The following is a 23,356-nucleotide window of genomic DNA, read 5'->3' on the forward strand; positions in this document are numbered from 1 at the left end:
TCTGTTGTTTTTTGTTTGAAACAAAGATAATGGCAACGAAAAGAAAGGGGCGTGTGCAATTGCGGCAAACAAAGGGGCCGATTGCGCCAAGATTTTAGAGGCCGACCGCCTTGCGGAATTCCGCGTTGTCGGGCTTCACGCCGGAGGCGAAAAAGTGCGTCAGTTTGCCATTTTCATCAACAACGTACTTGCAGAAATTCCAGGTCGGCGCCTTGTCGTTCCAGCCGTTGAGGTCTTTCGACGACAGCCACTTGTAAAGCGGGTGCTGGTTGTCGCCCACTACGTCGATCTTTTCGAACAGGGGGAACGTCACGCCGTAGTTTTTCTGGCAGAATGTGGCGATATCCTCATTCTGGCCCGGTTCCTGACCGCCGAAGTTGTTGGCCGGAAAGCCCAGCACGATCACTTTGCTGCCGTGTTCCTTGTAGAATTTTTCCCAGTCGGCGTACTGCGGCGTGTATCCGCACTTCGAAGCCGTGTTGAGGATGATCACCTTTTTGCCCTGAAAACCTTTGAGGGGCACCGTTTTGCCGTCGATGGACTTCATCGTGAAGTCGAACAGCGATTTGGCGGGCGCCGCCAGATTGGCCGGTGCCGCATACCCCGCTTTTTTATCACTGAGCAGGTGCGTAATGATTTGTTTGACAGACATAAAACCAGAAAGGGAAACGACCGCGGCGACAACCGCCGTGAGAAGGATGGCTTTTTTCATAGTTACATTTTTTCGGGTACATCAATGCCTAACAACTCCATACTGCGGCGAATTGTTTGGACCACCGCGTAAGAAAGCGTCACCCGGCTTTGCAGCTTCGCCGCGTCGGGTTCTTTCAGGATCGAAAGCTTGTCGTAGAACTGGTTGAACGTTCTGGCCAGGTCGTAGGCGTACTGCGCCAGGTAGGCGGGTGAGTAGTCTGCCGCCGCCTCGCCCAGCCGCTGCCGGAACTGCGCCAGCTGATACGCCAGTTGCTGCTCTACGGCATCCAGCTCCACCACCGGAACGGCCGCCGTCGGTTCCACGCCCATCTGCGCGGCCTTGCGCAGCACCGAACGGATGCGGGCGTGGGTGTACTGAATGTACGGCCCCGTATGCCCGTGCAGATCCACCGATTCTTCCGGGTTGAACATCATCCGTTTCTGCGGGTCCACTTTCAGCAGGTAGTACTTGAGCGCACCCAGGCCCAGCATCCGGAACAGCTTTGTTTTTTCTTCTTCCGAAAACTCGTCCAGCATGCCTTTGGCGGCGACTTCGGCGGCATCGGCGGCGGCCTGCGTCACCTCGCGGATGAGGTCGTCGGCGTCCACCACGGTCCCTTCGCGGGATTTCATCTTGCCGCTGGGCAGATCGACCATGCCGTACGAAAGGTGGTAACAGCCCGCCGCGTACGGCCGACCGAGCCGCTTCAGAATGGCGAACAGCACGGCGAAGTGGTAATCCTGCTCGTTGCCGACCACCCAGATGGCCTTGTCGGTCTGGAAATCCTGGAATTTCAGATCCGTGGTACCCAGGTCCTGCGTCATGTAGACCGATGTTCCGTCGGAGCGCAGCACGAGTTTCTGGTCGAGGCCCTCGGCGGTGAGGTCGATCCAGACCGAATTGTCGTCCTTGCGGTAGAAAACGCCTTTTTCGAGCCCCTCGTCGATCACATCCTTGCCGAGCAGGTACGTTTGGGATTCGTAGTACGTCTTGTCGAACGAAACGCCAATTTTGCGGTAGGTCTCGTTGAATCCGGCGTACACCCATTCGTTCATCTGCTTCCAGAGCGCCACGGTTTCGGCGTCGCCCTGCTCCCACCGGCGGAGCATTTCCTGCGCTTCCAGCATCAGCGGTGCCTTTTTCTCGGCCGCTTCCTTGTCCATGCCGCCGGTCACCAGTTCGTCGATCTGCTGCTTGTATTCCCGGTCGAAGCGGACGTAATATTTTCCGATAAAATGATCGCCCTTCAGTCCGGCCGACTCGGGGGTCTCGCCATTGCCGAACTTCTGGTACGCCAGCATCGACTTGCAGATGTGGATGCCCCGGTCGTTGACCAGACACACCTTGTTGACGTTATACCCACTCGCCTCCAGAATCCGGCTGACCGAATCGCCGAGGAAGTTGTTGCGCAGGTGGCCGAGGTGAAGCGGCTTGTTGGTATTCGGGGACGAAAACTCGACCATCACCGACTGCCCCGTTGCCGGAAGCTGCCCGAACGAAGGGTCCGCGATCAGCCCGTTGAGGGTGTCGATCCAGACCGTATCCGACAGGCTCAGGTTCAGGAAGCCCTGTACCACGTTGTATTTGCTGACCACCGTGGAGTGCTCCACAAGGTATTTTCCGATAGCTTCCCCGATGGCCGGCGGGGCCTGCCGCAGCGGTTTGGTGAGCGGGAAGGTGACGAATGTATAAAGTCCTTCAAAGTCCTTGCGGGTGGGCTGGAGCGCAATCTCCTCCGGCTGCATGCCGAACAGGGCGCTGATGGCCCGGCTGATATCTTCTTTCAGTAATTGTTGAATGTCCATCCGAACGGCGTTATTCCGGGCGCAAAGCTACGAAATTTGTTAAAGACAGCGTATCGGGGGAATAGCGGGCAGTACTGGAGTAAATGGCGAATAGGGAATAGTGAATAGGGCGCAGCCTCCATCCACATCCGGCGAAGCCACTATTCACAATTCATCATTCATCATTCAGTCCGCCACTCCCCGGCCCTGTTTCTCACAAAAGGCCGTTGTTCTTTGTTCTACAGACTGAATTTGCCTATTTTTAAACCATTATCAACCAATACTTTGATGTTTGGTCGCTGCGTTTCCCTGCTGTTTCTGTTGACCTGGATTACCCTCCGCCCGGCTGTGGCCCAACTGGAGCCATCGGTTCGGGTAGAATTGCCAACCGACAACAACGATAACGATACCTACGACGTCCTGCCGCTGGGCGATCAGGGCGTGCTGCTGACGATCCGGCACGGCGATTATTATTCCTCCGCTCCCGAAAAATTTTCCTTTCGCAAGTACGACGGCAATCTGAAACCGGTCTGGGAAACGGACTACAAAATTGACGCTTATTTTGAGCCGATCATGTCCTGCCAGACGGAGCATTACTTTTTCTGGCTGTTCAAGGAAAGCAACAGCGAAAAGATTTCCGTCCTCCGGCTGGGGCTGGACGACGGACAGACCGAGATTTTCAAGGGCAGCCTGCTGACGCAGATCGAAATCAGCCAGTTTAAGGTGCTGGACAACGTGGCCTATGTCGGCGGCAATTACCGCAGCCGTCCGGTGGTCGTTGCCTTTTCGTTCTTTGATAAATCGGCCAAAGTGCTGCCCGGACTGTACATCAACCACGTCCAGCTCAACAACATCGAAGTGGACCCGAACCGGCGGCTCGTCCACGTAATGACCGACGCCACCACCCAGCGGAACTGCGAATTTACCATCCGGACGTACACCTACGAGGGTCGGCTTGTCCGGACGGTAAACATGGACGGCATGAAGCACAGCCTGATTTCCGGAAAACTGCTGCCGGTCAGCGATGACGAGTCGCTGCTGGTCGGCAATTACTCCATTGACTGTACGCCGTATTCGCAGGGCATTTACGTAACCCGGATTCGCAACGGTGAGGTGGTGGAACAGGACACGCGGTACATCGATTTTTCGCAGCTCCAGAACTTCTTCAACTATCTGAAACCCAAACGGCAGCAGAAAATGATCGACAAGATCAGCCGTCGCCGCAGCCAGGGCAAAGACACCAAGTTTCGCTACCGCCTGCTGGTCCACGACCTGATGCCGACGCCCAACGGACCGATGCTGATTGCCGAGGTTTTCTACCCGCAGTACAAGGGAAATTCGACGCCGATAAGCTTTGGCAGCATGCGCAACTTTGACCGGTCACAAGAGGGTTACCGCTTCACCCACGCGTTTCTGTGCGGCTTCGACCCGGGCGGGCGGCTCATCTGGGACAACTGCGTGCCGGTAAAGGACGTCATCAGTTACGAACTGCACCCGATGGTTCAGGTTTCGCAGCAGGGCAACCGGACCGTGCTGGCTTACCCGCAGGAAGGCGAGATTACCACCGAAGTGCTGGAAGGCAGCAAGTTACTGCCCCTGCGCCAGAACTATTCCCTGAAAGAGGTTTCCGAGAATGAGAAAGTGGTTTATTCGGAACAGGACCATCTGGAAGCCTGGTTCGACCGGCACTTTCTGGCCTACGGTATTCAGAAGATTTCCAGCGAAAAGTACAGCGGTCCTTCCCGCGAAGTGTTCTACATCAACAAGCTGAGCTACAACCCCGATCTGGTCAAACCGTCCGGAGAAGCCACGGGCCGGGAGAAATCTAGCCGAAAAACTTCCGGATCAGAACGATGATCAGGTTCAGCAGGATGCTGACGACTATGCAGGTGACAATCGGGAAGTAGAACCCGCCGCCGTTTTTGCCTTCAATGCGAATGTCGCCGGGCAGACGGCCCAGCCAGTGCAGTTTGCCTCCGAACAGGTACACAATCGCCCCGACCGCCACCAGGGCCAGGCCGATGAAAATAAGGAGTTTGCCGATGTTGGGATTCATTCCGTAAAAATAGCAAAGCCGCCGGATTGACAGCCGGCGGCTTTGCGTTTATCTGCTCTTTGAGTTCTTAACGACTGCCGGAACCATTGGGGCGACTGCCCGATGTGCCGGAACCCGACCCGCTGCCGGAACTGCTGCCACTTCTGGAACCACTCCCCGAACCGGACCCGCTTCTTGTGCCACTCGTTCCGCTCCCCGTGCCGCTGCGGCTGCCGTTCTGCATCGTTCCCTGGCTGCCGCTGCGCGTGCCGGAGCCGCTGCGCATGGTGCCCTGCCCGCTGCCGGACCCGGTCGTGCCCGAGCCGATTCCGGTAGTCGAACCCGACCGGCCGTTACGACCCTGCGTGCTGCTGCCCGTGCCGGACCCGCTGGTGGTGCCGCTTTGCGAGCTGCCACTTTGGGAAGTGCCATTCTGGGAGCTACCGCTCTGGGAGCCCTGCATGGTGGCAGAGGTACCCGATGAACCTTTTGTCCGGGCGGTGGAAGAAGAACTACTGCCGCTTTGCGAAGATTGTGCCTGTGCACTGAGTGTAGCCATCGCCGCCACCATCATTCCCATCATTACTACCTTCTTCATCTTGCTGTTGGTTTTAGTGTACTGGTTTGGGAATTAAACCAGTATACCAGATCAGTAGATTAGAAAGGCGCGTTTTTTCGCCCGTTCAGTTAGGAAACGGCCAGCGGGAATGGATTAGTTACCGAGGGAAGATTTACAGAAAGGAGATTAGCTGCTTCTGGGTAGCAACGGCCGTCAGCATCAGCACCGGAATACGGCAGAGATTGGGGTCATTCTTCAATTCCCGCATGTTCTGAAGCATGTCGGCCCCCGCATCACAATGGTCGAGCAGAATCAGGTGGGGAAGATTGGCGTCGGGCTGGCTGGCGAGTTCTGCCCTCAGCGAGCGGGAAGGCAGTTGGAAATGCAGTTCATGGTTGGGGTACTGGTGGCTGAGGTGCCGCCGGAGGATGGGTGCAGATTCTTTGGTGCGGTTAGTGACAACAATTATTCTTCTCATCCTGATAAGTAGCTCCCGGACCAGTTGAGTATGGAACGGGACATAAAATTAACCACAAAAGCCGGTCATTCAAAGCCGGTTACATAGCAGGGTTATCCAACGGCCCACTTTATCCATAGGCTAATATTTTATTGAACTATTAGAAGATTAATTAACCTGAGACCGCGGGTTTTGTTGCACTTTAGATCAACCAGGTTAAAGTAACCGTCGTACCGGCCCCGAGGGTACTGTTTATCCGGAGCGAGCCTCCGCACAGCTTCATCAGATCAGCAGAAAGCGGCAGTCCCAGCCCGGTTCCCCGCTGGCTCAAACCGGGCAGCAGGCTGGCGTTCATGCCAATTCCGGTATCCACGATATGCAGTTTTGCTTTGTTCGCGGTTTGCTCCGTGACCAGCCGCACCCGGCCGTTGGGAGGGGTAAACTTGAGGGCATTGTGGAAGATGTTCCGGATCACCAGAACGGCCAGCGTCTCGTCGGTCTGAAGGCAGATATCCGGGCCTTCCCAAACCACTTCCATCTGTTTTCTGGCGATCAGCCCTTTGTACGTCTCTACCACCTCGTTCAGCAGGTCGTGCAGCGAAACCGGGCGGGCGTACACCCGGAGGCCGTTCCGCTGGTTCATTGACCAATAGAGCAGATTGTCGATCAGTTCCTGCAAGCGGTTCACCTGCTGGTCGATTCCGCTGAGCCCGGCGTCGCCGCAAACTTTGTCCTGCTGGAGCACGAGGGCCGCTTTGATGCTGGCGACCGGCCCGCGCAGGTCATGGCTCAGGATCGAAAACAGGCGGTCTTTGAGCTGGTTGGCCTCGGCCAGCGCTTTGGCCTGCTTATCGATTTCGGCATTCTGTGCCTTCAGGGCGCGCCTCAGTTTTATGCTTCGCAGAAGGTAGTAAGTGACCAGCATGGAAGCAACGGCCGCCAGCATTCCAATGACGGCCAGCAGCCAGCACTGGCGGTTGAGGTAGGCGTACTGCTGGGCCTGATTTTCTGCTCTCAGGTGAGAAAGTCGGGCGAATCGGATCAGCCGGTGAATCTGCGCCTCTTTCTGCTCCAGACGATAACGGGATTCTGCCTGGGCCACTTCAATGGTTCTTTTGGTATTTTGGAGGCTGTCGTTGAGTGAATGGAATTTTTTCAGGGCCTCCAGCGCCCCGGCGAAATCACGAATGCGTTCGTAAACCTGGGACTGTCTGAGCCACGCTTCCCGTACGAGGGCCGGGTCCTCCGTCAGACGGGCGTAGTACAGCATCGTTTGGGCTGCCCGCCTTGCCTCCGCCGGGTGACCGGTGGCCGCCTGATACCAAGCCAGATCCGACCACAAATCGCTGAAAAGCGACAGCTTCTGGTAGGTTTCGTTGAGCGCCAGCGCCTCGCCGATGTACGCTCTGGCTTCCTCGAACCGGTGCAACCGGAACAGCAAGGCAATGGTGCTTTGGTGCAGGTGATTGAGAATGGCCTCCTTGTCCTTCTCCGCTTTTAGCAAGCCGAGGGTCTTTTTGCTGAAAAACAAAGCGGTGACGAAATCGCCGTCGGCCGTGCAGTGAGCCTCCGACTGCCGGTATCGGTCCCGTTCCGACGGGGGCTGGACCTTTTTGAGTTTTTCCAGCAGCGTGTTGTAGTACCGGCTGCGCTCCGTTTGCCCCTGCTGCTCAAAGATGAACGACAGCATCGCACAGGCTGAAGCCTGAAGTTGAGGCTGTTTTTTCTCCTGCGCCCAGTCCAGGCATCGCAAGGCGTCTCTGGTGGCCTCTCCTTCCCGTTTCAGGGCAGAGAGGGTGAGGCATTTTTCGTAAAGCAGCCATCCGTAGCCTGTTCCAGCCTTTTCGCTCCGCGCCAGGATGATTTCTGCTTTCTGAAAATAGTCCAGACTTTCGGCCGGTCGCCCCAGGTCTCTGAGCACACGACCCAGGTAGAAATAAAGAGTACCTGTATGAACGCTGGTCGGGTAGCGCCGGGCCAGCGGAAGCACCCGCTCAAGCAGGGCCAGGTTTCGTGTAAGCGAGTTCGTGCTGAAATTGGCGCCAATCCGAGCCACCTGCAGGCGCAACCGGGCGGTGTCGGGCTGGACCTGCTGGGAGACCATGCCGGTGCACCCTATTATCAGACAAAAAAGGAGAATCCTCAATTTTCCTGAGTTTTTTCAAGTCCCAAAAACATACGGAAACGGTCCCGGTAGGCCGTGCCAAGCGGCACTTCTACCGAGGCGATGAAAATCGTCCGGTGACTGTATGAGAAAACGTTTTTCAAGTTGATGATGTAGGATTTGTGCACGCGCATGAACTGGTTCGGCGGCAGCTTGTTTTCAAGCGAGGAAATGGTTTCGTTGACAACCGCCGTTTTGCCGCCGCCGATGATCTTGCAGTAGATGCCATACGCCTGCACGATATCGATGCTGGCGAGGTCAAACCGCTGCATGGCGTGGCCCACCTTCAGGAAAAGGCTTTCTTCGCCCCGCTGGCGCCCCGGCTCCGGTGGTGGACACGCCCGGTTGACGGCCCGCATAAAGCGCGTAAACGAGTAAGGTTTTACTAGATAATCCGCTACATCGAAGTCGTAACACGCTACGGCGTACTCCGGCGCCGAGGTGGTTACGATGACGGGCGGAAGCTGGGGGAAGGATTGCAGAATCTCCAGACCGGAGAGGTCCGGTAAATGAATGTCCAGAAAGATGAGATCAAACGGCTGCTGTAACAGCGCAATTGCCTCCCGCACGCTGCCCGCAAAGACCGGCGTAGCCATATAGGGAATCCGGGCCAGATACTCCTTCAGCAGGGCAGTGAACTGCGGAGAGTCCTCGATAACCAGACAACGACAACTTTTCATAAACAAGGCAGAGTATGGTTAAATACATTTTATCTGGTGGTGTAAGTAGAGTACTGGGAGGCAGAATTTAAGTAACCAAACGGTTTCAATTTTATACTTCATGTAGCTAAAACGCAAATTAAATGTGCATTTTTTCATGTTTGTTTCATTAAGCGCATTTCCAGGTATTTTCTGAATACGATTTCGAATACATTTGAAAAGGCCAATGGCGAGTGCTGCCATAAAAAAAGAATTATCAGAAGTGAGCGTGCCCTGAACTAGTAAAACATAGTGAAAGCTTAAGACATCCTACCTTAACATGAAACTTGCTGTACTTAACCAAAATCGCCTCGCAGACGAAGAGATTCTGCACCTGTATTTACAAACCCGATCCGACAAATGGTTTACGGTCCTGTACGAAAGACATGTCCGAAAAATCCGTCGCCTCTGCATTTCGGTAACCAAGGACCCGTTGCTGGCCGAAGATTACACGCAGGACATTTTCATCCGGACGTTCAGCAAACTGGAGCAGTTTGAAGGCCGGGCGTCCTTCTCGTCCTGGCTGTATTCGCTGGCGTACCATTACTGTCTGGGAGTCCTCCGCAAGCACGCCCGCCTGCCGATGGTTGCCCTGGAAGACCATCACAACCTGCTGGCCGGAGAACCCGAAGACGATAATTTTGCCCAGCGCTGGCACCGGGTCGCCCGGGTCATGGCGACCCTCTCGGCGGACGACCAACAGCTGCTGCAACTCAAATACGAAGAATCGCTGGGAATTCAGGAGATCGCCAGTCGGTACGAGACCAGCGAAGGCAGCATCAAAATGCGCCTCAAACGCGCCCGCGGCCGCATCATGATGTCGTGCAACAAAATGGCCGCCTGACGTACTCCCTCAAAACAGAAGCAGGTGCCCGGCAGTGATTCGTCGCTGCCGGGCACCTGCTTCTGTTTGATCCGCCTACTTCTTGAGGCCGTAGCCTGCCCAGGGCGCTTTGGCATCGTCGACAACCAGCACCCAGTCGGTGCCGGGACCGGCGGCGTAGGGTTTGAACTCCTGCCGGCCCGTGTTGGGAAACGTGCCGATGCGCTGCGTCCTGCCATCGCGCGGATTGAACCAGTAGGCCAGCAGCTGCGGCGCGGCCTTCAGACGGCTTAGGTCGATGGTCAGCGGGCGGCCGTGGGGCGTGTAGGCAAACAGAAAATTATCGTCCTCCGACAAAGCCGCCACCTGGTGGCCGCCATCGTCCGGGTTGTTGTTCAGAATAACCGACTGCTCGGGCAGCAAACGCGTCCAGGGGTGCGACTCATACAGCCGCCGCAGGTAACCCATCTGAAACGCGCCGGGGCTGTCCATCGCCCGCGTCCAGTGCGTGCGGGCCGCCGAAATGGGCGGGTTCCGGGCCACATCGAAGAACTGCCAGATGCTGTGGTTGCCGTAGGTATGCCCGCAGCCGCCCGAAAGCATGGCCCACCAGGCCGCCTGCCGGACGTCGAAATCATCAAAGTAGCCCTGCTCCGGTTTCCAGTCCACCGGGTGGTCTTCGTACCGCGGCTCGCCGTCGAGGGTGGGTTTGACCGGAAACAGGCTGTAGTTCTGCCGCTGAATCACGTAGTTTTTCTTGTTGCGGGCGGCGTGCCCGGACTGAAACATGTTGAAGTTGAGCCACGTATCGGAATGAAAAAAGCCCGCCGAGTTGCTATCGCCCATGGGGTGGTAGGTCATGAGCTGGGTACCGCCGTTGCCGCTCCGGATGCCTTCGGCCATAGCCCGGATGAGGGTCATGCGCGTCTCCCCTTCCGGGTTGCGGTCGCCGCCCAGAATCCAGATTACCGGCTTGTTGCGGTAGCGGCGGCCCAGGTACTCGCCGTAGCGGCGGGCATTTTCGGGCGTAAAGATTTCCGGACCTTTTCCCCATTTCTTGTTGAACTTATCGCCCCAGGTCGGCAGCAAGCCCACCACCAGACCCAGTTCCCCGGCCCGGTTGATCACCCAGTCCACGTGCTGGAAATAAGCTTCCACCGGCTGGGTGGGGTCGTTGTTCTTCAGCGGAAGCTGCCCGTAGGCGTTCGGCTGCGTCAGACCGTCGAACTCGGCCAGGGCCACGGCCTGGATAACGGTAAATCCTTTGGCGGCCCGGTTTTTCAGATAGAGGTCGGCCTCCTCCCGGGTGAGCCGGTGGAAAAGCTCCCAGGCCGTATCGCCCAGCCAGAAAAACGGCTTCTGGTCGCCGCGCATGAGGTACCGTTTGTCTTTAAGGATGTATAATTTTGACAACGCCGCCGGAGCCGTTTTCTGCCCGGCGGCCGACAGGGTGATGGCGAGAAAAGCGAAAAAAAAGGCAGAACGGGCAAGCATAAGGATTCGGTTTACCCCGTAATTATAGGGCGCAAAAGCCTACGCCTGCAAGGGTTACCCAAAATCTTACCGATTCCGGGGCAGCTTCGCCTCCCGGTTTGACCGTCATCCGGAAAACTTGCCGTACTTTTGCCGGTTATTACTGCTATGACACCCACAACGCGCGAAATAGTTTTTGCTCTGAGACAGGGCCATTTTTTACGGCTGGCGGACGAAACCGGCCTGTCGATGGCCTGCGACCCTTCCCATGCCGAAGCCGTTGAGAAACTGCTTGAGGTCCGGCAGGACCTGGTTCCGCCTCCCCTGCCCACGCTGCTGATTAACGACAGCGGCATGCTCAACCTCTACGTCCGGCCGATTCCGGAGGTGGCCTGGGACCTGATTGATTTTGCCGAAACGCCCGTCACGGTGTTGTTTCAGGGAGGTGTGAACCTGCCCGAGGTGTTCAGACCGCAGGTGCCGCTCCGGAAAGTGCTGAGCGAGCCGGTCCGGCAGCTGATCGGGGCGCTGGGAAGAGGACTGCTCACCCTGCCGTTCGAATCGCTCGAATGGCCCGTGGGCCTCAACGAACCCGAACTGCAATGGGGGAAAGCCCCGGCCCAACCCCACCTCCCCCGCATCATGGAACTGGGTCCGAAAGGGGAAGTGGCGTTTTTAAGAAAATGAACCGAACGAAATGAAAAATGAACGATGAACAATGAACGGTAAACCGGCCGCACTTTCCTGCCACCCCCTAAACTTCATTGTTCATTATTCATTGATTAATCATGAATTACAAAGATACCCTCCATACCATCCCTCTGTTTGAGCTCGTGGCGCGGGAAGCAACGGCGCTTGGCGTCCCGGCTTACGTCATCGGAGGCTACGTACGGGATTTGATTCTGAACCGGCCTTCCAAAGACATCGACATCGTCTGTCTGGGGAGCGGCATCGAACTGGCCGAGGCGGTTGGCCGGGCGCTGAACGTGCCGGTAACGGTGTTCAAAAACTTCGGGACGGCCATGCTCAAAACGGACGCCGCCGAAGGGGCCGGCTGGGAGGTGGAATTTGTCGGAGCCCGCAAGGAGTCATACCGCGCGGATTCGCGCAAGCCCATCGTGGAAGACGGCACGCTCGAAGACGACCAGAACCGCCGGGATTTTACCATCAACGCGATGGGCATCAGCCTCAACGAAGCCGACTTCGGCCAGCTGATCGATCCCTTCGGCGGCGTGGAGGATTTGCGCCGGAAAACCATCCGGACCCCGCTCGAACCGTCGATTACCTTTTCGGACGACCCGCTCCGGATGCTGCGGGCGGCCCGCTTCGCCACGCAGCTGGGTTTTGACATCGAACCCGATACCTTCGACGCGATGGTGCAGATGAAGGACCGGATCAGCATTGTGTCGAAAGAGCGGATTCTGGACGAACTGAACAAGATCATCCTGGCCCCCCGTCCGTCCTACGGCTTCAAACTGCTGTACCACGCGGGTTTGCTGGACCTCATTTTCCCGGAACTGGTCGCCCTGAAAGGCGTGCAGACCATCGAGAACAAAGGCCATAAGGACAATTTCTACCATACCTTACAGGTGCTCGACAACGTGGCCGAACGCAGCCCTGATCTCTGGCTTCGCTGGGCGGCCCTGCTGCACGACATTGCCAAACCCGCCACCAAACGCTTCGATGCCCGGGTGGGCTGGACCTTCCACGGGCACGAAGACCTCGGCGCCCGGCAGGTTCCGCATATTTTCCGGAAAATGAAGCTGCCGCTGAACGAAAAAATGCGGTTTGTGCAGAAGCTCGTCCGGCTGCACCTGCGCCCGATTGCGCTGGTCAAGGAAGCCATTACCGATTCGGCCCTGCGCCGACTCCTGTTTGAGGCGGGCGAAGACCTGGAGGCGCTCATGACGCTCTGCCGGGCCGATATTACCTCGAAAAATTACGAGCGGGTCAAGAAACATCTTGCTAATTTTGACCGGGTTGAGCAGAAGCTTCACGATCTGGAAGAACGGGACAAGCTGCGGCGCTTCCAGCCGGTCGTGACGGGCGAGATGATCATGGAAACCTTCGGGCTGCAGCCGTCCAAAGAGGTCGGGCAGATCAAAGTCGCCATCCGGGAAGCTATTCTGGATGGCAAAATTGCCAATACCTTCGACGAGGCGTACCCGTTTATGCTCGAAGAAGGAAAAAAGCTGGGATTAACCGTTACGACACTCATCCGTCCCTCCGTCGCCAGCGGCCCCTCCGTGGACTGAAAGGCGCCGGACGAGTCCTGATAAACAACTGCCGAACCGATCACTATTTTCTATGAACAACAATACCAATTTTCGCCGGTTTTTCGGTGCCATGCTGACCATCCTGGGCACCATCGTCATCCTCTTCGCCTGCGTGGCATTTCTGTCCGACGGCAAGCCGGTGCTGGGCCTGAGCGTAACCGAATGGGAAGCGCTGGCCCCGTTTCTGGTGGGCGTCGTCTTTTTTTCGGCGGGCATCAGCCTGGTGCGCGAGAGCTGATCTGCCGTCCAAACCGGGCCGGACAACCGGACGTTCCCTCGTTTTAATGCAGGTTTAATCGACCAGGCGGGATAATTAGGGTAATTCGATAGTTTTTGTTCAGCAGAAGCATGGCGTTTTGGGCGTTATGGTTACTGCGAACGCTTTATTTATCCACACTCCTCTTCCGGGAGGAGACCTGACCGCCATGTCAACCCATTTAGAAGTTACGTCTGCTTTCACCCCGTATGGACTTCTCCAGCAGGTACTTGACAGTTCGCTGAGCGGTATCCTTATCCTGAACAGCGTTCGTAACGAACAGGGCGGCCTTGTCGATTTTGAAATAGCACTCCTCAATAAAGTAGCGGCCCAGCATCTGAACCAGCCCCCGGACGAACTGCTCGGCCGCCGCATCCGTCAGGACTTCGGTGCCCGCTGGGACGCTTTTCTTCCGGAACAGTACGAACAGGTCATCCGGACGAAGGAAGCCGTCCAGGCCGAACACTGCCAGACGCTGCCGGGCCGGGAAACGGCCGACTGGCTCCACGTCTCCATAACGGCGCTCGGCGACGGGGTCACGGTGGCTTTCGAAATCATTACCGACCTGAAAGAGGCGACGCTGGCCCTTCAGCAGCAGGCTCAACAGTACAACGAGGTGCTCAACAGCTCGGCCAACGGCATTGCCCGTTACCGCTGCCTGTACGACGAAGCGGGTAGGCCGGTGGACCTGCTGGCGGTTTTCATCAACGACAAAGGCGTGGAAATTTCCGGGATTCCCCGCGAGACCCACCTCAGTGTTCCCTACAGCCAGATTCCCCGCGGACAGGCCCGGCAGGAGTTGCTGCCCTGGATGCTCGACGTGGTGCAGCAGGGAAAGACGGACGCCCGGCTGATCTACGCCGCGGATATCGGCTTCTGGTTTGAGATGACCGCGACCCCTCACCAGCCCGACCTGCTTACCCTGACGTACAGCGACGTGACGGAAGTCCAGCGCCTTCGGCTCGAAGCGTCCGCTCAGGCCAATTTTCTGGAGTCCATTTTTGAAAATCTGGGGGCCGGACAGGTGCTTTTCCGGCCGGTCCGGGATCAGGCCGGGCAGATCATTGACTTCCGCTACCTGCTGACCAACAAGGCCAATGCGGAGTACGTCGGCATGTCGCCCACCGCCATGCAGGGCCGGCTGATGTCCGAACTCTTTCCGGAGTCGATGCACACGGACCTGTTCGACAAGCTCTGCGAGGTAGCCGACAGGGGCCAGTCCCTCCGGCACATCCAGCACTACCGTTACGACAACGTGAATGCCTGGCTGGATTACTCGATCAGCCGCTACGGCAGTGATGTGCTGTTTTCGTTTCTGGACGTGACGGAAATCAAGCAGCTTCAGCTCGCCCAGCAGGAACAGGCCGGGTTGCTGCAATCGGTGATCGACAACTCGCCCAACGGCATCGTCCTGATCGAAGCCATCCGCGACGAGCGGGGCATTATTCAGGATTTTCGGTATTTGCTTTCCAACAACACCAACAATGCGGCGCTGGGCTTGAGCCCGGAAGCGGTGTACCAGCAATCGGTAAAGACGCTCCAGCCCGGCATCCGGCAGACCGACCTTTTCCGGCAACTGGTGGAAGTGACCGAAACCGGACTTTCCCAGACGACGCTGCTGCACTTTGGCGAACCCCCCGAAGAAGGCTGGTTCGACTGTTCGATGACCCGGCAGGGCGATGGCGTCCTGTTCATGTTTCAGGACGTGACCGAACAGAAAAAAATGGAGCGCGCCATTCGGTCGCAGGCCAATCTGCTGCAGGGCATTCTGGACGTGGCCCCCGTTCACATCATCGTCTCCCAGGCGATTCGGAACGAGCAGAACCAAATCGTGGATTTCCGGCATGTGCTGGTCAATTCGCAGATTTGCGAATGGAGCGGCGTTCCGGTGGAGGAATTTTACCGGCAAACGGCCCTGGAAATGAGGATGGCCTACCCGGACCCGGAATCCTTTGCGGCCGATGTTCAAATGGTGGAAACGGGCGAGCCCCTGCACACGCAATTTGAGTATAACGGACGCTGGGTGGACATGCAGAAGGTCAAGTTTGACGACGGATTCATTGCTGCCGGTATCGATATCACGCAGCTGCAAATCTATCGACAGACGCTGGAAACCCGCAACCGGGACCTTGAACGGACCAACGAAAACCTGCGGCAGTTTGCCTACGTGGCCTCCCACGACCTGCAGGAACCGCTCCGGAAGCTTCAGTCGTTTGGTGACCTGCTCGAAGGCCAGTTTAAGGATGAACTGGGCGAAACGGGTCAGGACCTCATCGCCCGCATGCAGTCGGCCGCCCGCCGCATGTCCTCGCTTATCCATGACCTGCTCATGTTCAGCCGGGTATCCAACAACGAACTGGTACTGAAGCAGACCGACCTCAATGCGGTGGCGGGCGATGTGCTGCACACGCTGGAATTTCAGCTGGAGGAAAGCGGCGGCACCGTTCATTTCGAGCCGCTTCCGACGGTGACGGGCGACCGGATGCAGTTGCAGCAGCTGATTCAGAACCTCATCAGCAATGCCATCAAGTTCAGGCGGCCGGGGCATCCCCCGCGGATTCAGATTCGCCACCAGCTGGTATTGGGCGAAATCCTGCCCGCCCACCTCTCCCCGGCCCGAAAGTACCACCAGATCGAGGTGGAGGACAACGGCATCGGCTTCGATGAAAAGTACCTCGACCGTATTTTTCAGATTTTCCAGCGGCTCCACGGCAAAACCAATTTCACCGGCACGGGCATCGGACTGGCCATCTGCAAGCGGGTGGTCGAAAATCACCACGGTCACCTTACCGCCCGCAGCCAGCCCGACCAGGGCGCGACGTTCACGGTCTATCTCCCGGCCGAAACCGACTGACGTTTTTCCGGTAAATAAAACCTTTTCCGTTAATCCCGATTTCTGACAATTCTGGCTGCGATATTGCTTATGGCGACATGAGCATTTATCCGTGACCTGTATGTTGTTCTTATTCCGGCGTCGCAACGCCCCTGTTTTCTTTACCCTGTTCCTTGCCTTTTTTCTGTCGGAAATAGCCTATTCACAGCCGCGTAATACCGATTTTGGCAACATTACCAAAGCCGATTTCGACGAACTGGCCTCCCTGCCCGACACCTCCGCCGAAGCGGTCTACCTGTTCCGGAACGGCCGGACTACGTTTATTTACCGCAACAGTGAAATCTTGCTTCAGAACTATTACCATGTCCGGTTATTCATCCGAAAAAAGTCCGCCTCCGACCGGGCGACGGTAAGCGTACCCCTCCTCTACGGCCAGAACGGCCTGCGCGAGGCTGTCCAGCAACTGAACGGAACCACCTACAACCTGGTCAACGGGCAGGTGGTCAAGGACAAGCTCGCGAAGGATGCTGTTTTCACCGACAAAGCCAGCAACGATTATCAGATCCGGAAATTCACGCTGCCCAACGTCCGGGAAGGGTCTATCCTGGAATACAACTACGTGAAGGAAACCCCGTTCAGGCTGCGGCATAACCCCGAAACCTGGCACTTTCAGACCGACGTTCCGGTCTGGTGGAGCGAATACGTTTTTGAACAGCCGGAATATTTCTTTTACAAAACGGTCATGCGGGGATATCTGCCGCTGGAGGTGAACGAGCGGAACTCAATTTCGATCAATCTCGGCGGCGGTCTTGTGTCCGTCGGTACGGGGTACCGCTTCGTGGTGAAGAACGCGCCGGCGTTTTCCAACGAGCCGTTTATCACCACGCCGAAAGACTACCTGAGCGGCTTCGACTTTGAACTGGCCAGTTACCGTCTGCCGAACATGGCCGTCGAAAACATGACGCTGGACTGGGAATCGATGGACCGCACGCTGCTGGAAAACGACGCGTTCGGGAAGCAGCTCAACCGCGCTGGTATTCTGAAAGAAGCCGCAGCCCTCGCCAAAGCCCAGCCGGACACCATGCAGCGGCTGGTTATGGTGTACGATTACATTCGGAAAAACATCAAGTGGAACAAGGAATCGGCCCTGGTTTCAGCAGGGTCGCGCAAGGTGTTCGAAAAGCGGGAAGGCGACGCAGCCGACATCAATCTGATGCTGGTGGCGCTGCTAAGGGAAACGGGTTTTGATGCCGATCCGGTCATTCTCAGTACCCGCTCACACGGAAAAATCAACCAGTTTTACGGCCTGTTGCGGCAGTTTAATTACGTCATTGCGCACATCAGGCTGCCTTCGGGCCAGACGCTGCTGCTCGACGCCACAGACCCATTCCTCAAGCCCGGTATGCTGCCGGAGGCCTGCCTGAACGGCGTGGGCCGCCTGATTCGCCCTAAGGGGAGCACGTTTATTTCTCTCGACCCTGCCGAGCGCGACATGCTTTACTCCTCCACCGCGCTGACGCTGGAGGCGGATGGCGCCCTGAAAGGCACCTTCAAAGAAACCCGGAGCGGCTACCAGGCGCTACAGACGCGGCACGAACTGGCGGAAAACGGTCAGGAGGCGTTTACCAAAACCAACGCGGCGAGCCGGTCGGGCTGGCAAACGTCCGGCCTCCAGATCAGCGGTCTCGACAAAATCGACGAGCCGGTAATCATCGCCCAGCAGGTGGAATTCACGGATGCCTGTCAGGCGGCGGGCGACCGGCTGTATCTCAAGCCTATGCTTACGGAAGGGTTCGCCACCAATCCCCTTCGCGCCCCCGAGCGCCTCTTTCCGGTCGATTTCGGAAAATGCCTCGAACGTCGCTTTTTTGCCCAGATTACCCTGCCCGAAGGCTATCAGGTAGAGCAGCTGCCCAAAGCCACGCTGCTTACCTTACCCGACAATGGCGGCCGGTTCCAGTACCAGATCAGCCAGGTGGGCCGAACGCTAACCGTTTCGAGCTTATTTTCCCTCCGGAAACCGTTCTATACGACCGAAGAATACGCGTCTTTGAGACAGATGTACGATCTGGTCATCGCCCGGCACGCGGAACAGATCGTGCTGAAGAAGGAAACGCTGGCCTCCGGAAAGTAGCAGACGGGCTATTGCCGGTTCTTAATACCCTGATCCGCTGTGGATTAACGCCCGGAAAGTGAGTAATCTACTTCCCGGGCTGTTGCTTTTTGTCCACAATCGCCAGAATACAACCCGTTAAAAATCAATAATTTACAATTTGGTATAAGTTTTGGTCAATGGAGCGTATCAACTCAACGATTTAAAACTATCCACAGTTATGGCTTCATTCACTGATCAACTTGCCAAGTTCTTTGGCATGAATGAGACGGACACCGGTCTTCGCGAATTATTCATCAGCGAACTGAAAGGTATTTACTACGCCGAAAAGCAGTTCGCCGATGCCCAGCCGCAAATGGCTGAAGCCGCCACCACCGACGTTGTCCGGGATGCCTTCGAACAGCACCGGGCCGAGACCCAGAACCAGATTCGCCGGATCGAGCAGATTTTCTCTTCGCTCGGCGTAGCCGTTGACGACATGAAGTGTAATGCCGCCGATGGTCTGGTTGAAGACGGTCAGGTAGTTATTGCCAACACGGAATCGGGCTCGCTGACGCGTGATGCCGGTCTGATCATCGCCGGTCAGAAGGTAGAACACCATGAAATTGCCGCCTACGGTTCGCTGCACTCGCTGGCCCGCCTGCTGGGTTACCACGACGCAGCCCGCCTCATCGAGGAAAGCCTGCAGGAGGAAAAGAACACCGACCGCAAGCTGACGGAAGTGGCCGAGTCGTTTATCAACGAACGCGCCAAGATGGAAACCGACGGCCACGACGACATGCATTCGGGCATGCGCTCGACGGTCGGCGACGGCGACTACGGCCGGACCGGCAGCAATTACAGCGGCCAGGTAGGCTCCGAGCGCAGCTCCGACTATTCGGATACGCTGAGTGGTAACCGGATGTCTGACAGCAACCGCATGTCCGACAGCAACCGGATGTCCGAAAGTGACCGGATGGGTATGTCGGACCGTGATTACGGCACGACGGGTTCTACCGGCAACACGGGCTACGGCACCGGCCAGGGAACAGAAAATTACGCGGATCGGGGCAGCTATTCGAGCGGCTCGGATTCCGACGACGACCGCAACCGCATCCGCCGCACCAACTCGGGCGGCACGGATATGGATGACGTTGTCGGCGGCTCAACTACGGGCGTCTAAACGACATAACGATCTGCATCCAGCGGGGCACCCCATTTTTGGGCGTGCCCCGGCTGTTTTTATAGCCTCATCAACTGAGCGCCCACCCGGCACGACAGGCACCGTTTTTCCAGGCAGTACTGGTTGTAGAGTTCAAGGGCGGCCTGCGAATCGAAAGCGGTCCGGACGGGTAGGCCCAGGGTTTGCCAGAGGCGGATGATCCGGTTGTCCTCGGGCGGCAGACTTTCCAGCAGCGCGACCGCCCGGTCCAGGTAAACGGGTTCGCGGCGGTGTTCCGCGTATGCGGCCAGAACCGGGGCCACGACATTGATGAGCAGCATGCGGGCGGCGGCTTCTCCGAGCGCGGAGGCTCCTTCCCGGGCGGTTTTGCCGAAGCGGTAATGCGTCTGCCAGTAGTCCGAAGGCGTGACCTGGAGCCAGCGCAGCAACGTCTGCGGCTCGTTTTCGTCCAGACACAAGCCCGAAAGGCTCCGCTGCGAGACCACCAGCCGCGCCAACTGCGCCAGTCTCAGCGTCGGAAAACCCGCCGGGCGCAGTTTGGCCCACTTCCAGACCACCGCCGGAAGTATTTGTTCGGTCAGGCCGTACTTACTGGCCAGAAAACGGTGTTCCCGGCGCAGGGCCAGCACATACTCATCTTCGGGCACTTCCTCCAGCAGCCCCGCCGTTCCAAAGAGCAGCGCCTCCACCTGCAGCAGCGAATCCCGGTGTTTTTGCAGGTATTTCAGCGAAACGGTCCGCGCCAGCCGTTCGAAAGGCTCGGCATTCACCTTAAAACCAAAGGCGGTTGCCAGCAGGCGGTACACCGTTTCTTCCCAATCCTGCCCCGTCGCGGCGTAGACGGCCCTCACCGCTTCGGCTTTTCGTTCGAGACGCCGGAGCAGAGCCGCATCGAGCATCGCCGTCCGGTGCAGACCATCCACCTCCCCGAAACGACCGGCGCAGAGAATCGGCCCGGTTTCTTTCAACAGCTTCTGATAGCGGCCCAGCAGACCGGCGTCGGTGCGGTCTTTCAGCACAAGCGTCGGAATAAGGGTCCCGTCGGGTCGTTGCAAGGGCGTCGAGCCGGAGTCTTCCCAGACCACGTGCAGAATAACCGTGTCGTAGGCGCGGTCGTGCTGGTGGCGATGCAGGTACCAGTCCGCGGGGCGACAGTGAATTTCGACCGTCCCGGCCCATTCGACCGCTCCGATCAGCAGCCGGGCATTGGTAAAATCCGGGCCGGAGTCGCGGTTGCGGTAGCCGGGGTGCAGGACCTGCACGGGTTCGCCGTTCGTGGTCTTCAGACCGATATGGCCGAAGTACTGGAACTGCCAGATGAAGTAGAGAAAATCTTCGGAAACCAAAGGCGCAGCAGTTTACGGGTTCTTCTGTAAGAAGGAGCGCCCCAGCGAAAGTCACCGATGGAGAAAGGAAAATTACAGGGCGGCGGAAAGCGGATATGAGCGGCTCGCTGTCCCGCTTCGCCTCACGCCGCCCTGTTCTGATAAATTTTTACAGAAATGCCGCCATTTCGCGCTGCATGCTTTGGGCCTCGTCGGCCGCTTTACGGGCAAAATCCGGTCCGTCGGAAGCGTAGAGGATGCTGCGCGAAGCGTTGACCAGCAGGCCGCAATGGTCGTTCATGCCCGAGCGGGACACTTCTTCCAGGCTACCGCCCTGCGCGCCTACGCCCGGCACCAGCAGGAAGTGATCCGGGGCCAGTTCGCGGATACGGGCCAGCTGGTCGGCGCGGGTGGCACCCACGACGTACATCAGCCGGTCGGGACCGGCCCACTGCTGCGAGGTGCGGATCACGGTCTCAAACAGCGGCCCATCGGCGCTTTCCAGTCGCTGAAAATCGCCGCTGCCCGGATTGGAGGTCAGCGCCAGCAGAATCACCCATTTATTCGGAAATTCCAGAAACGGCTCCACGGAATCGCGTCCCATGTACGGCGCAACCGTCACCGAGTCGAAATCAAGGCCCGACGAATCGGGGTCGAAAAAGGTGCGGGCGTACAGGCCCGAGGTGTTGCCGATATCCCCCCGTTTGGCGTCGGCGATGGTAAAACACTCCTTCGGGATGTATTCCAGCGTGCGCTGAAGGCTTTCCCAGCCTTTGGGGCCGAGGGCTTCGTAGAAGGCAATGTTGGGTTTGTAGGCGACGGCAAACTCGGCGGTGGCTTCAATGATCTGGCGATTGAAGGCGGCAATCGGGTCTTTCTCGCGGCGGAGGTGTTCCGGGATGCGTCTTATGTCGGTATCGAGGCCGACGCAGAGGTATGATTTCTTGCGGAGTATCTGCTGGTAAAGTTCGTCGCGGGTCATGGCAGGCGGTCAGGGCTCAGGAGGAGAATTGCTTCGGGCGCAAGGTCTGCGGAGAAACCAAGGCGGCCAGGCGCGGAGGTACCATATACCCCGGGCACTCACCGTTCATCCCTTCTTTTCATTAAATTCCTTCGCCAAAAATACAGGAACTATCAGGAGTTTCCTAAATTTGCGCCCTGAAATGGGCCAAAAGGAGGCTCCGGAACAGTACTCATACTCCAAGCACATGGAAGTTAGAAAAACGTCGATTGAAGGGCTGGTTGAAATTTTCCCACGGGTATTTGCCGACGAACGGGGTGCCTTTTTTGAATCGTATAACCAACAGCTTTTCGAGTCGCTGGGCCTGCCGACAAATTTTGTTCAGGACAACCAGTCGTTTTCTGTTAAAGGCGTCTTGCGCGGGCTGCACTTTCAGAATGAGCCTTTTGCCCAGGGCAAGCTGGTGCGGGTCATTTCCGGAAAAGTGATGGACGTGGCCGTGGATATCCGGCCCGGTTCGCCCACCTTCGGCCAGTACGAGACCTTTATTCTGGATGCCGAACGGAACAACATGGCCTATATTCCGGAAGGGTTCGCCCACGGATTTGTAGCGCTGGAAGACAGCGTCTTCAGCTACAAATGCACCAACGTGTACAGCAAGGCGTCGGAGTCCGGCATCATCTGGAACGACCCGGACCTGAACATCGACTGGGGCGTTGCCGATCCGATCGTGTCGGACAAGGACAAGGTCCTGCAGCCGCTGCGTGCCCTGTTCCCCAACCAAATGGCTTAATTTCCCCCTATCAATAAGAAAGCCCGGTAGTCCGGGCTTTTTTTGTGGTCAGACGTAAAAGTGTCAATACATGAACAGTCTGGCATGATTCATGTTTCTGTCAGGGCACCTGCCGGTTGCGTCTGCGCGGCGGCAGGCCACAGAAACCGATTGACGTTTCTCTCTGTCTGAACATGAATTTACCGTTTCTTCCCACTTCCAGACGTCTGGCGTCTGGTCGTTTCCAGGCATCGCCGGCGCTGCAAACCGACGTCTTTGCCCCTATTCTGCCGGGACAGCACGATGGAATCGCCTCCCTCGACCGCAGCATCCGGCTCCTGCGCGGCCTGGCCGCCTCCGGCATTCAAAAGGTCGTCGGCACGCTGCCGGTGATGAGCCATTTTTACCAGAATACTTCCGAAAGCGTTCTCGAAACCGTCCAGCTTGTCCGCAACCAGCTGCAAACGGACCGCATTCCCATTCAGCTGATTCCGGCCGCCGAATACTACGTGGACCGCGGGCTGATGCGGCTGCTCTACAACCAGTCGCCCCTGCTCACCTTCGGCGACCGGACGGGCCGGCAGTATCTGCTCTTTGATACGGGTCTGGTCAAAGCGCCACCCGAACTGGAAAACGTCCTCTGGGCTTTTCGCTGTCTGAATATTACACCGATCATGGCGCACCCGGAGCAGTACCTCTATTTGCAGAAAGACCCCGATTATCTTTTCCGCTTACAGGAGCAGGGCGTACTGTTTCAGGTGCATCTGCTTTCGCTGCTGGGGAAACCGACCGTTGCCAGCCGACAGCTCGCCGAATGGATGATTGACCGCGGACTCGTCAGCTTTCTGGGCAGCGGGCTGGCACAGGAATTTCAGATTCCACTGATCGGACACGCCATGTCGCTGCCGCACTATTATAAAGCGCTGGAAATGGGCGTCCGGAATGCCCTTATCTAGTCGCCGCCCCGACGG

Annotated in this window: 20 protein-coding genes; 11 read left to right on the forward strand and 9 right to left on the reverse strand. The window is 57.4% G+C overall.

Annotated elements, in window-relative coordinates; genetic code table 11:
• Positions 1-94: 94 nt before the first annotated feature.
• Together ORG26_RS06225 and argS are read right to left on the reverse strand one after the other, a co-directional pair.
• Complete coding sequence (locus tag ORG26_RS06225) at positions 95-712, reverse strand: glutathione peroxidase (protein ID WP_266367695.1); 618 nt, start codon at positions 710-712, stop codon at positions 95-97.
• Positions 713-714: 2 nt separating this feature from the next.
• Entirely contained in the window at positions 715-2,499 is a 1,785-nt protein-coding gene (gene argS, locus ORG26_RS06230; RefSeq protein ID WP_266367696.1) for an arginine--tRNA ligase, read from the reverse strand.
• A gap of 267 nt (positions 2,500-2,766) precedes the next feature.
• On the opposite strand from argS, the gene ORG26_RS06235 reads away from it, so the two are divergent.
• Complete coding sequence (locus tag ORG26_RS06235; protein ID WP_266367697.1) at positions 2,767-4,335, forward strand: hypothetical protein; 1,569 nt, start codon at positions 2,767-2,769, stop codon at positions 4,333-4,335.
• On the opposite strand, the gene ORG26_RS06240 is transcribed toward ORG26_RS06235, so the two are convergent.
• Positions 4,304-4,534, reverse strand: a complete 231-nt coding sequence (locus ORG26_RS06240) for a DUF2905 domain-containing protein (protein WP_266367698.1) — start codon at positions 4,532-4,534, stop codon at positions 4,304-4,306. The genes ORG26_RS06235 and ORG26_RS06240 overlap by 32 nt on opposite strands.
• A gap of 86 nt (positions 4,535-4,620) precedes the next feature.
• On the opposite strand from ORG26_RS06240, the gene ORG26_RS06245 reads away from it, so the two are divergent.
• Positions 4,621-5,148, forward strand: a complete 528-nt coding sequence (locus tag ORG26_RS06245; protein ID WP_266367699.1) for a hypothetical protein — start codon at positions 4,621-4,623, stop codon at positions 5,146-5,148.
• Positions 5,149-5,244: 96 nt separating this feature from the next.
• Here ORG26_RS06245 and ORG26_RS06250 read toward each other — a convergent pair whose 3' ends face one another.
• The 3 genes from ORG26_RS06250 to ORG26_RS06260 all read right to left on the reverse strand — a co-directional run bounded on the left by ORG26_RS06250 (position 5,245) and on the right by ORG26_RS06260 (position 8,373).
• Positions 5,245-5,550, reverse strand: a complete 306-nt coding sequence (locus ORG26_RS06250) for a response regulator (RefSeq protein WP_266367700.1) — start codon at positions 5,548-5,550, stop codon at positions 5,245-5,247.
• A 181-nt stretch (positions 5,551-5,731) separates the two neighbouring features.
• Entirely contained in the window at positions 5,732-7,633 is a 1,902-nt protein-coding gene (locus ORG26_RS06255) for an ATP-binding protein (protein WP_266367702.1), read from the reverse strand.
• A gap of 38 nt (positions 7,634-7,671) precedes the next feature.
• Positions 7,672-8,373 carry a LytR/AlgR family response regulator transcription factor gene (locus ORG26_RS06260; protein WP_266367703.1) on the reverse strand — a complete coding sequence of 234 codons (702 nt, stop codon included), beginning with the start codon at positions 8,371-8,373 and terminating at the stop codon, positions 7,672-7,674.
• A gap of 298 nt (positions 8,374-8,671) precedes the next feature.
• Here ORG26_RS06260 and ORG26_RS06265 point away from each other — a divergent pair, with 298 nt between their 5' ends.
• The gene (locus tag ORG26_RS06265) at positions 8,672-9,235 is read left to right on the forward strand and encodes an RNA polymerase sigma factor (RefSeq protein ID WP_266367705.1); all 564 of its coding nucleotides are present in this window, start codon (positions 8,672-8,674) and stop codon (positions 9,233-9,235) included.
• 75 nt (positions 9,236-9,310) lie between these two features.
• On the opposite strand, the gene ORG26_RS06270 is transcribed toward ORG26_RS06265, so the two are convergent.
• Complete coding sequence (locus ORG26_RS06270; RefSeq protein WP_266367707.1) at positions 9,311-10,708, reverse strand: glycoside hydrolase family 140 protein; 1,398 nt, start codon at positions 10,706-10,708, stop codon at positions 9,311-9,313.
• 147 nt (positions 10,709-10,855) lie between these two features.
• Here ORG26_RS06270 and ORG26_RS06275 point away from each other — a divergent pair, with 147 nt between their 5' ends.
• The 6 genes from ORG26_RS06275 (at position 10,856) to ORG26_RS06300 (ending at position 19,327) form a co-directional block, all read left to right on the forward strand.
• Positions 10,856-11,374, forward strand: a complete 519-nt coding sequence (locus ORG26_RS06275) for a Sua5/YciO/YrdC/YwlC family protein (protein ID WP_266367710.1) — start codon at positions 10,856-10,858, stop codon at positions 11,372-11,374.
• Positions 11,375-11,475: 101 nt separating this feature from the next.
• A complete protein-coding gene (locus ORG26_RS06280; RefSeq protein WP_266367712.1) occupies positions 11,476-12,942 on the forward strand; it encodes a CCA tRNA nucleotidyltransferase in 1,467 nt (488 codons plus the stop codon).
• 52 nt (positions 12,943-12,994) lie between these two features.
• Positions 12,995-13,201, forward strand: coding sequence for a hypothetical protein (locus ORG26_RS06285; RefSeq protein ID WP_266367714.1), 207 nt, complete (start codon positions 12,995-12,997; stop codon positions 13,199-13,201).
• A 187-nt stretch (positions 13,202-13,388) separates the two neighbouring features.
• Positions 13,389-16,073, forward strand: coding sequence for a PAS domain-containing sensor histidine kinase (locus ORG26_RS06290; protein ID WP_266367715.1), 2,685 nt, complete (start codon positions 13,389-13,391; stop codon positions 16,071-16,073).
• Between the two features lie 100 nt (positions 16,074-16,173).
• A complete protein-coding gene (locus ORG26_RS06295) occupies positions 16,174-18,186 on the forward strand; it encodes a transglutaminase domain-containing protein (RefSeq protein ID WP_266367716.1) in 2,013 nt (670 codons plus the stop codon).
• Between the two features lie 199 nt (positions 18,187-18,385).
• Positions 18,386-19,327: a YciE/YciF ferroxidase family protein gene (locus tag ORG26_RS06300; protein WP_266367717.1), complete on the forward strand. Its 942-nt coding sequence runs from the start codon at positions 18,386-18,388 to the stop codon at positions 19,325-19,327.
• A gap of 59 nt (positions 19,328-19,386) precedes the next feature.
• Here ORG26_RS06300 and ORG26_RS06305 read toward each other — a convergent pair whose 3' ends face one another.
• Positions 19,387-20,673: a DUF2851 family protein gene (locus ORG26_RS06305; protein ID WP_266367718.1), complete on the reverse strand. Its 1,287-nt coding sequence runs from the start codon at positions 20,671-20,673 to the stop codon at positions 19,387-19,389.
• Between the two features lie 148 nt (positions 20,674-20,821).
• Entirely contained in the window at positions 20,822-21,634 is an 813-nt protein-coding gene (gene pyrF / locus ORG26_RS06310; RefSeq protein WP_266367719.1) for an orotidine-5'-phosphate decarboxylase, read from the reverse strand.
• Positions 21,635-21,860: 226 nt separating this feature from the next.
• Here pyrF and rfbC point away from each other — a divergent pair, with 226 nt between their 5' ends.
• Both rfbC and ORG26_RS06320 read left to right on the forward strand, forming a co-directional pair.
• Complete coding sequence (gene rfbC / locus ORG26_RS06315; RefSeq protein ID WP_266367720.1) at positions 21,861-22,406, forward strand: dTDP-4-dehydrorhamnose 3,5-epimerase; 546 nt, start codon at positions 21,861-21,863, stop codon at positions 22,404-22,406.
• Positions 22,407-22,579: 173 nt separating this feature from the next.
• Positions 22,580-23,341, forward strand: coding sequence for a CpsB/CapC family capsule biosynthesis tyrosine phosphatase (locus ORG26_RS06320; RefSeq protein WP_266367721.1), 762 nt, complete (start codon positions 22,580-22,582; stop codon positions 23,339-23,341).
• Positions 23,342-23,356: the final 15 nt, after the last annotated feature.

It is taken from the genome of Tellurirhabdus rosea, from assembly GCF_026278345.1.
Taxonomy (GTDB): Bacteria; Bacteroidota; Bacteroidia; order Cytophagales; family Spirosomataceae; genus Tellurirhabdus; species Tellurirhabdus rosea.

Excerpts from the sequence above, each read along its gene's own strand:
- pyrF (WP_266367719.1), bottom strand. The coding sequence starts at position 21,634 with ATGACCCGCGACGAACTTTACCAGCAGATACTCCGCAAGAAATCATAC.
- argS (WP_266367696.1), bottom strand. The coding sequence starts at position 2,499 with ATGGACATTCAACAATTACTGAAAGAAGATATCAGCCGGGCCATCAGC.
- rfbC (WP_266367720.1), top strand. The coding sequence starts at position 21,861 with ATGGAAGTTAGAAAAACGTCGATTGAAGGGCTGGTTGAAATTTTCCCA.
- ORG26_RS06270 (WP_266367707.1), bottom strand. The coding sequence starts at position 10,708 with ATGCTTGCCCGTTCTGCCTTTTTTTTCGCTTTTCTCGCCATCACCCTG.
- ORG26_RS06295 (WP_266367716.1), top strand. The coding sequence starts at position 16,174 with ATGTTGTTCTTATTCCGGCGTCGCAACGCCCCTGTTTTCTTTACCCTG.
- ORG26_RS06235 (WP_266367697.1), top strand. The coding sequence starts at position 2,767 with ATGTTTGGTCGCTGCGTTTCCCTGCTGTTTCTGTTGACCTGGATTACC.
- ORG26_RS06260 (WP_266367703.1), bottom strand. The coding sequence starts at position 8,373 with ATGAAAAGTTGTCGTTGTCTGGTTATCGAGGACTCTCCGCAGTTCACT.
- ORG26_RS06275 (WP_266367710.1), top strand. The coding sequence starts at position 10,856 with ATGACACCCACAACGCGCGAAATAGTTTTTGCTCTGAGACAGGGCCAT.
- ORG26_RS06255 (WP_266367702.1), bottom strand. The coding sequence starts at position 7,633 with ATGGTCTCCCAGCAGGTCCAGCCCGACACCGCCCGGTTGCGCCTGCAG.
- ORG26_RS06285 (WP_266367714.1), top strand. The coding sequence starts at position 12,995 with ATGAACAACAATACCAATTTTCGCCGGTTTTTCGGTGCCATGCTGACC.
- ORG26_RS06250 (WP_266367700.1), bottom strand. The coding sequence starts at position 5,550 with ATGAGAAGAATAATTGTTGTCACTAACCGCACCAAAGAATCTGCACCC.
- ORG26_RS06225 (WP_266367695.1), bottom strand. The coding sequence starts at position 712 with ATGAAAAAAGCCATCCTTCTCACGGCGGTTGTCGCCGCGGTCGTTTCC.
- ORG26_RS06280 (WP_266367712.1), top strand. The coding sequence starts at position 11,476 with ATGAATTACAAAGATACCCTCCATACCATCCCTCTGTTTGAGCTCGTG.
- ORG26_RS06290 (WP_266367715.1), top strand. The coding sequence starts at position 13,389 with ATGTCAACCCATTTAGAAGTTACGTCTGCTTTCACCCCGTATGGACTT.
- ORG26_RS06240 (WP_266367698.1), bottom strand. The coding sequence starts at position 4,534 with ATGAATCCCAACATCGGCAAACTCCTTATTTTCATCGGCCTGGCCCTG.
- ORG26_RS06300 (WP_266367717.1), top strand. The coding sequence starts at position 18,386 with ATGGCTTCATTCACTGATCAACTTGCCAAGTTCTTTGGCATGAATGAG.
- ORG26_RS06320 (WP_266367721.1), top strand. The coding sequence starts at position 22,580 with ATGAATTTACCGTTTCTTCCCACTTCCAGACGTCTGGCGTCTGGTCGT.
- ORG26_RS06265 (WP_266367705.1), top strand. The coding sequence starts at position 8,672 with ATGAAACTTGCTGTACTTAACCAAAATCGCCTCGCAGACGAAGAGATT.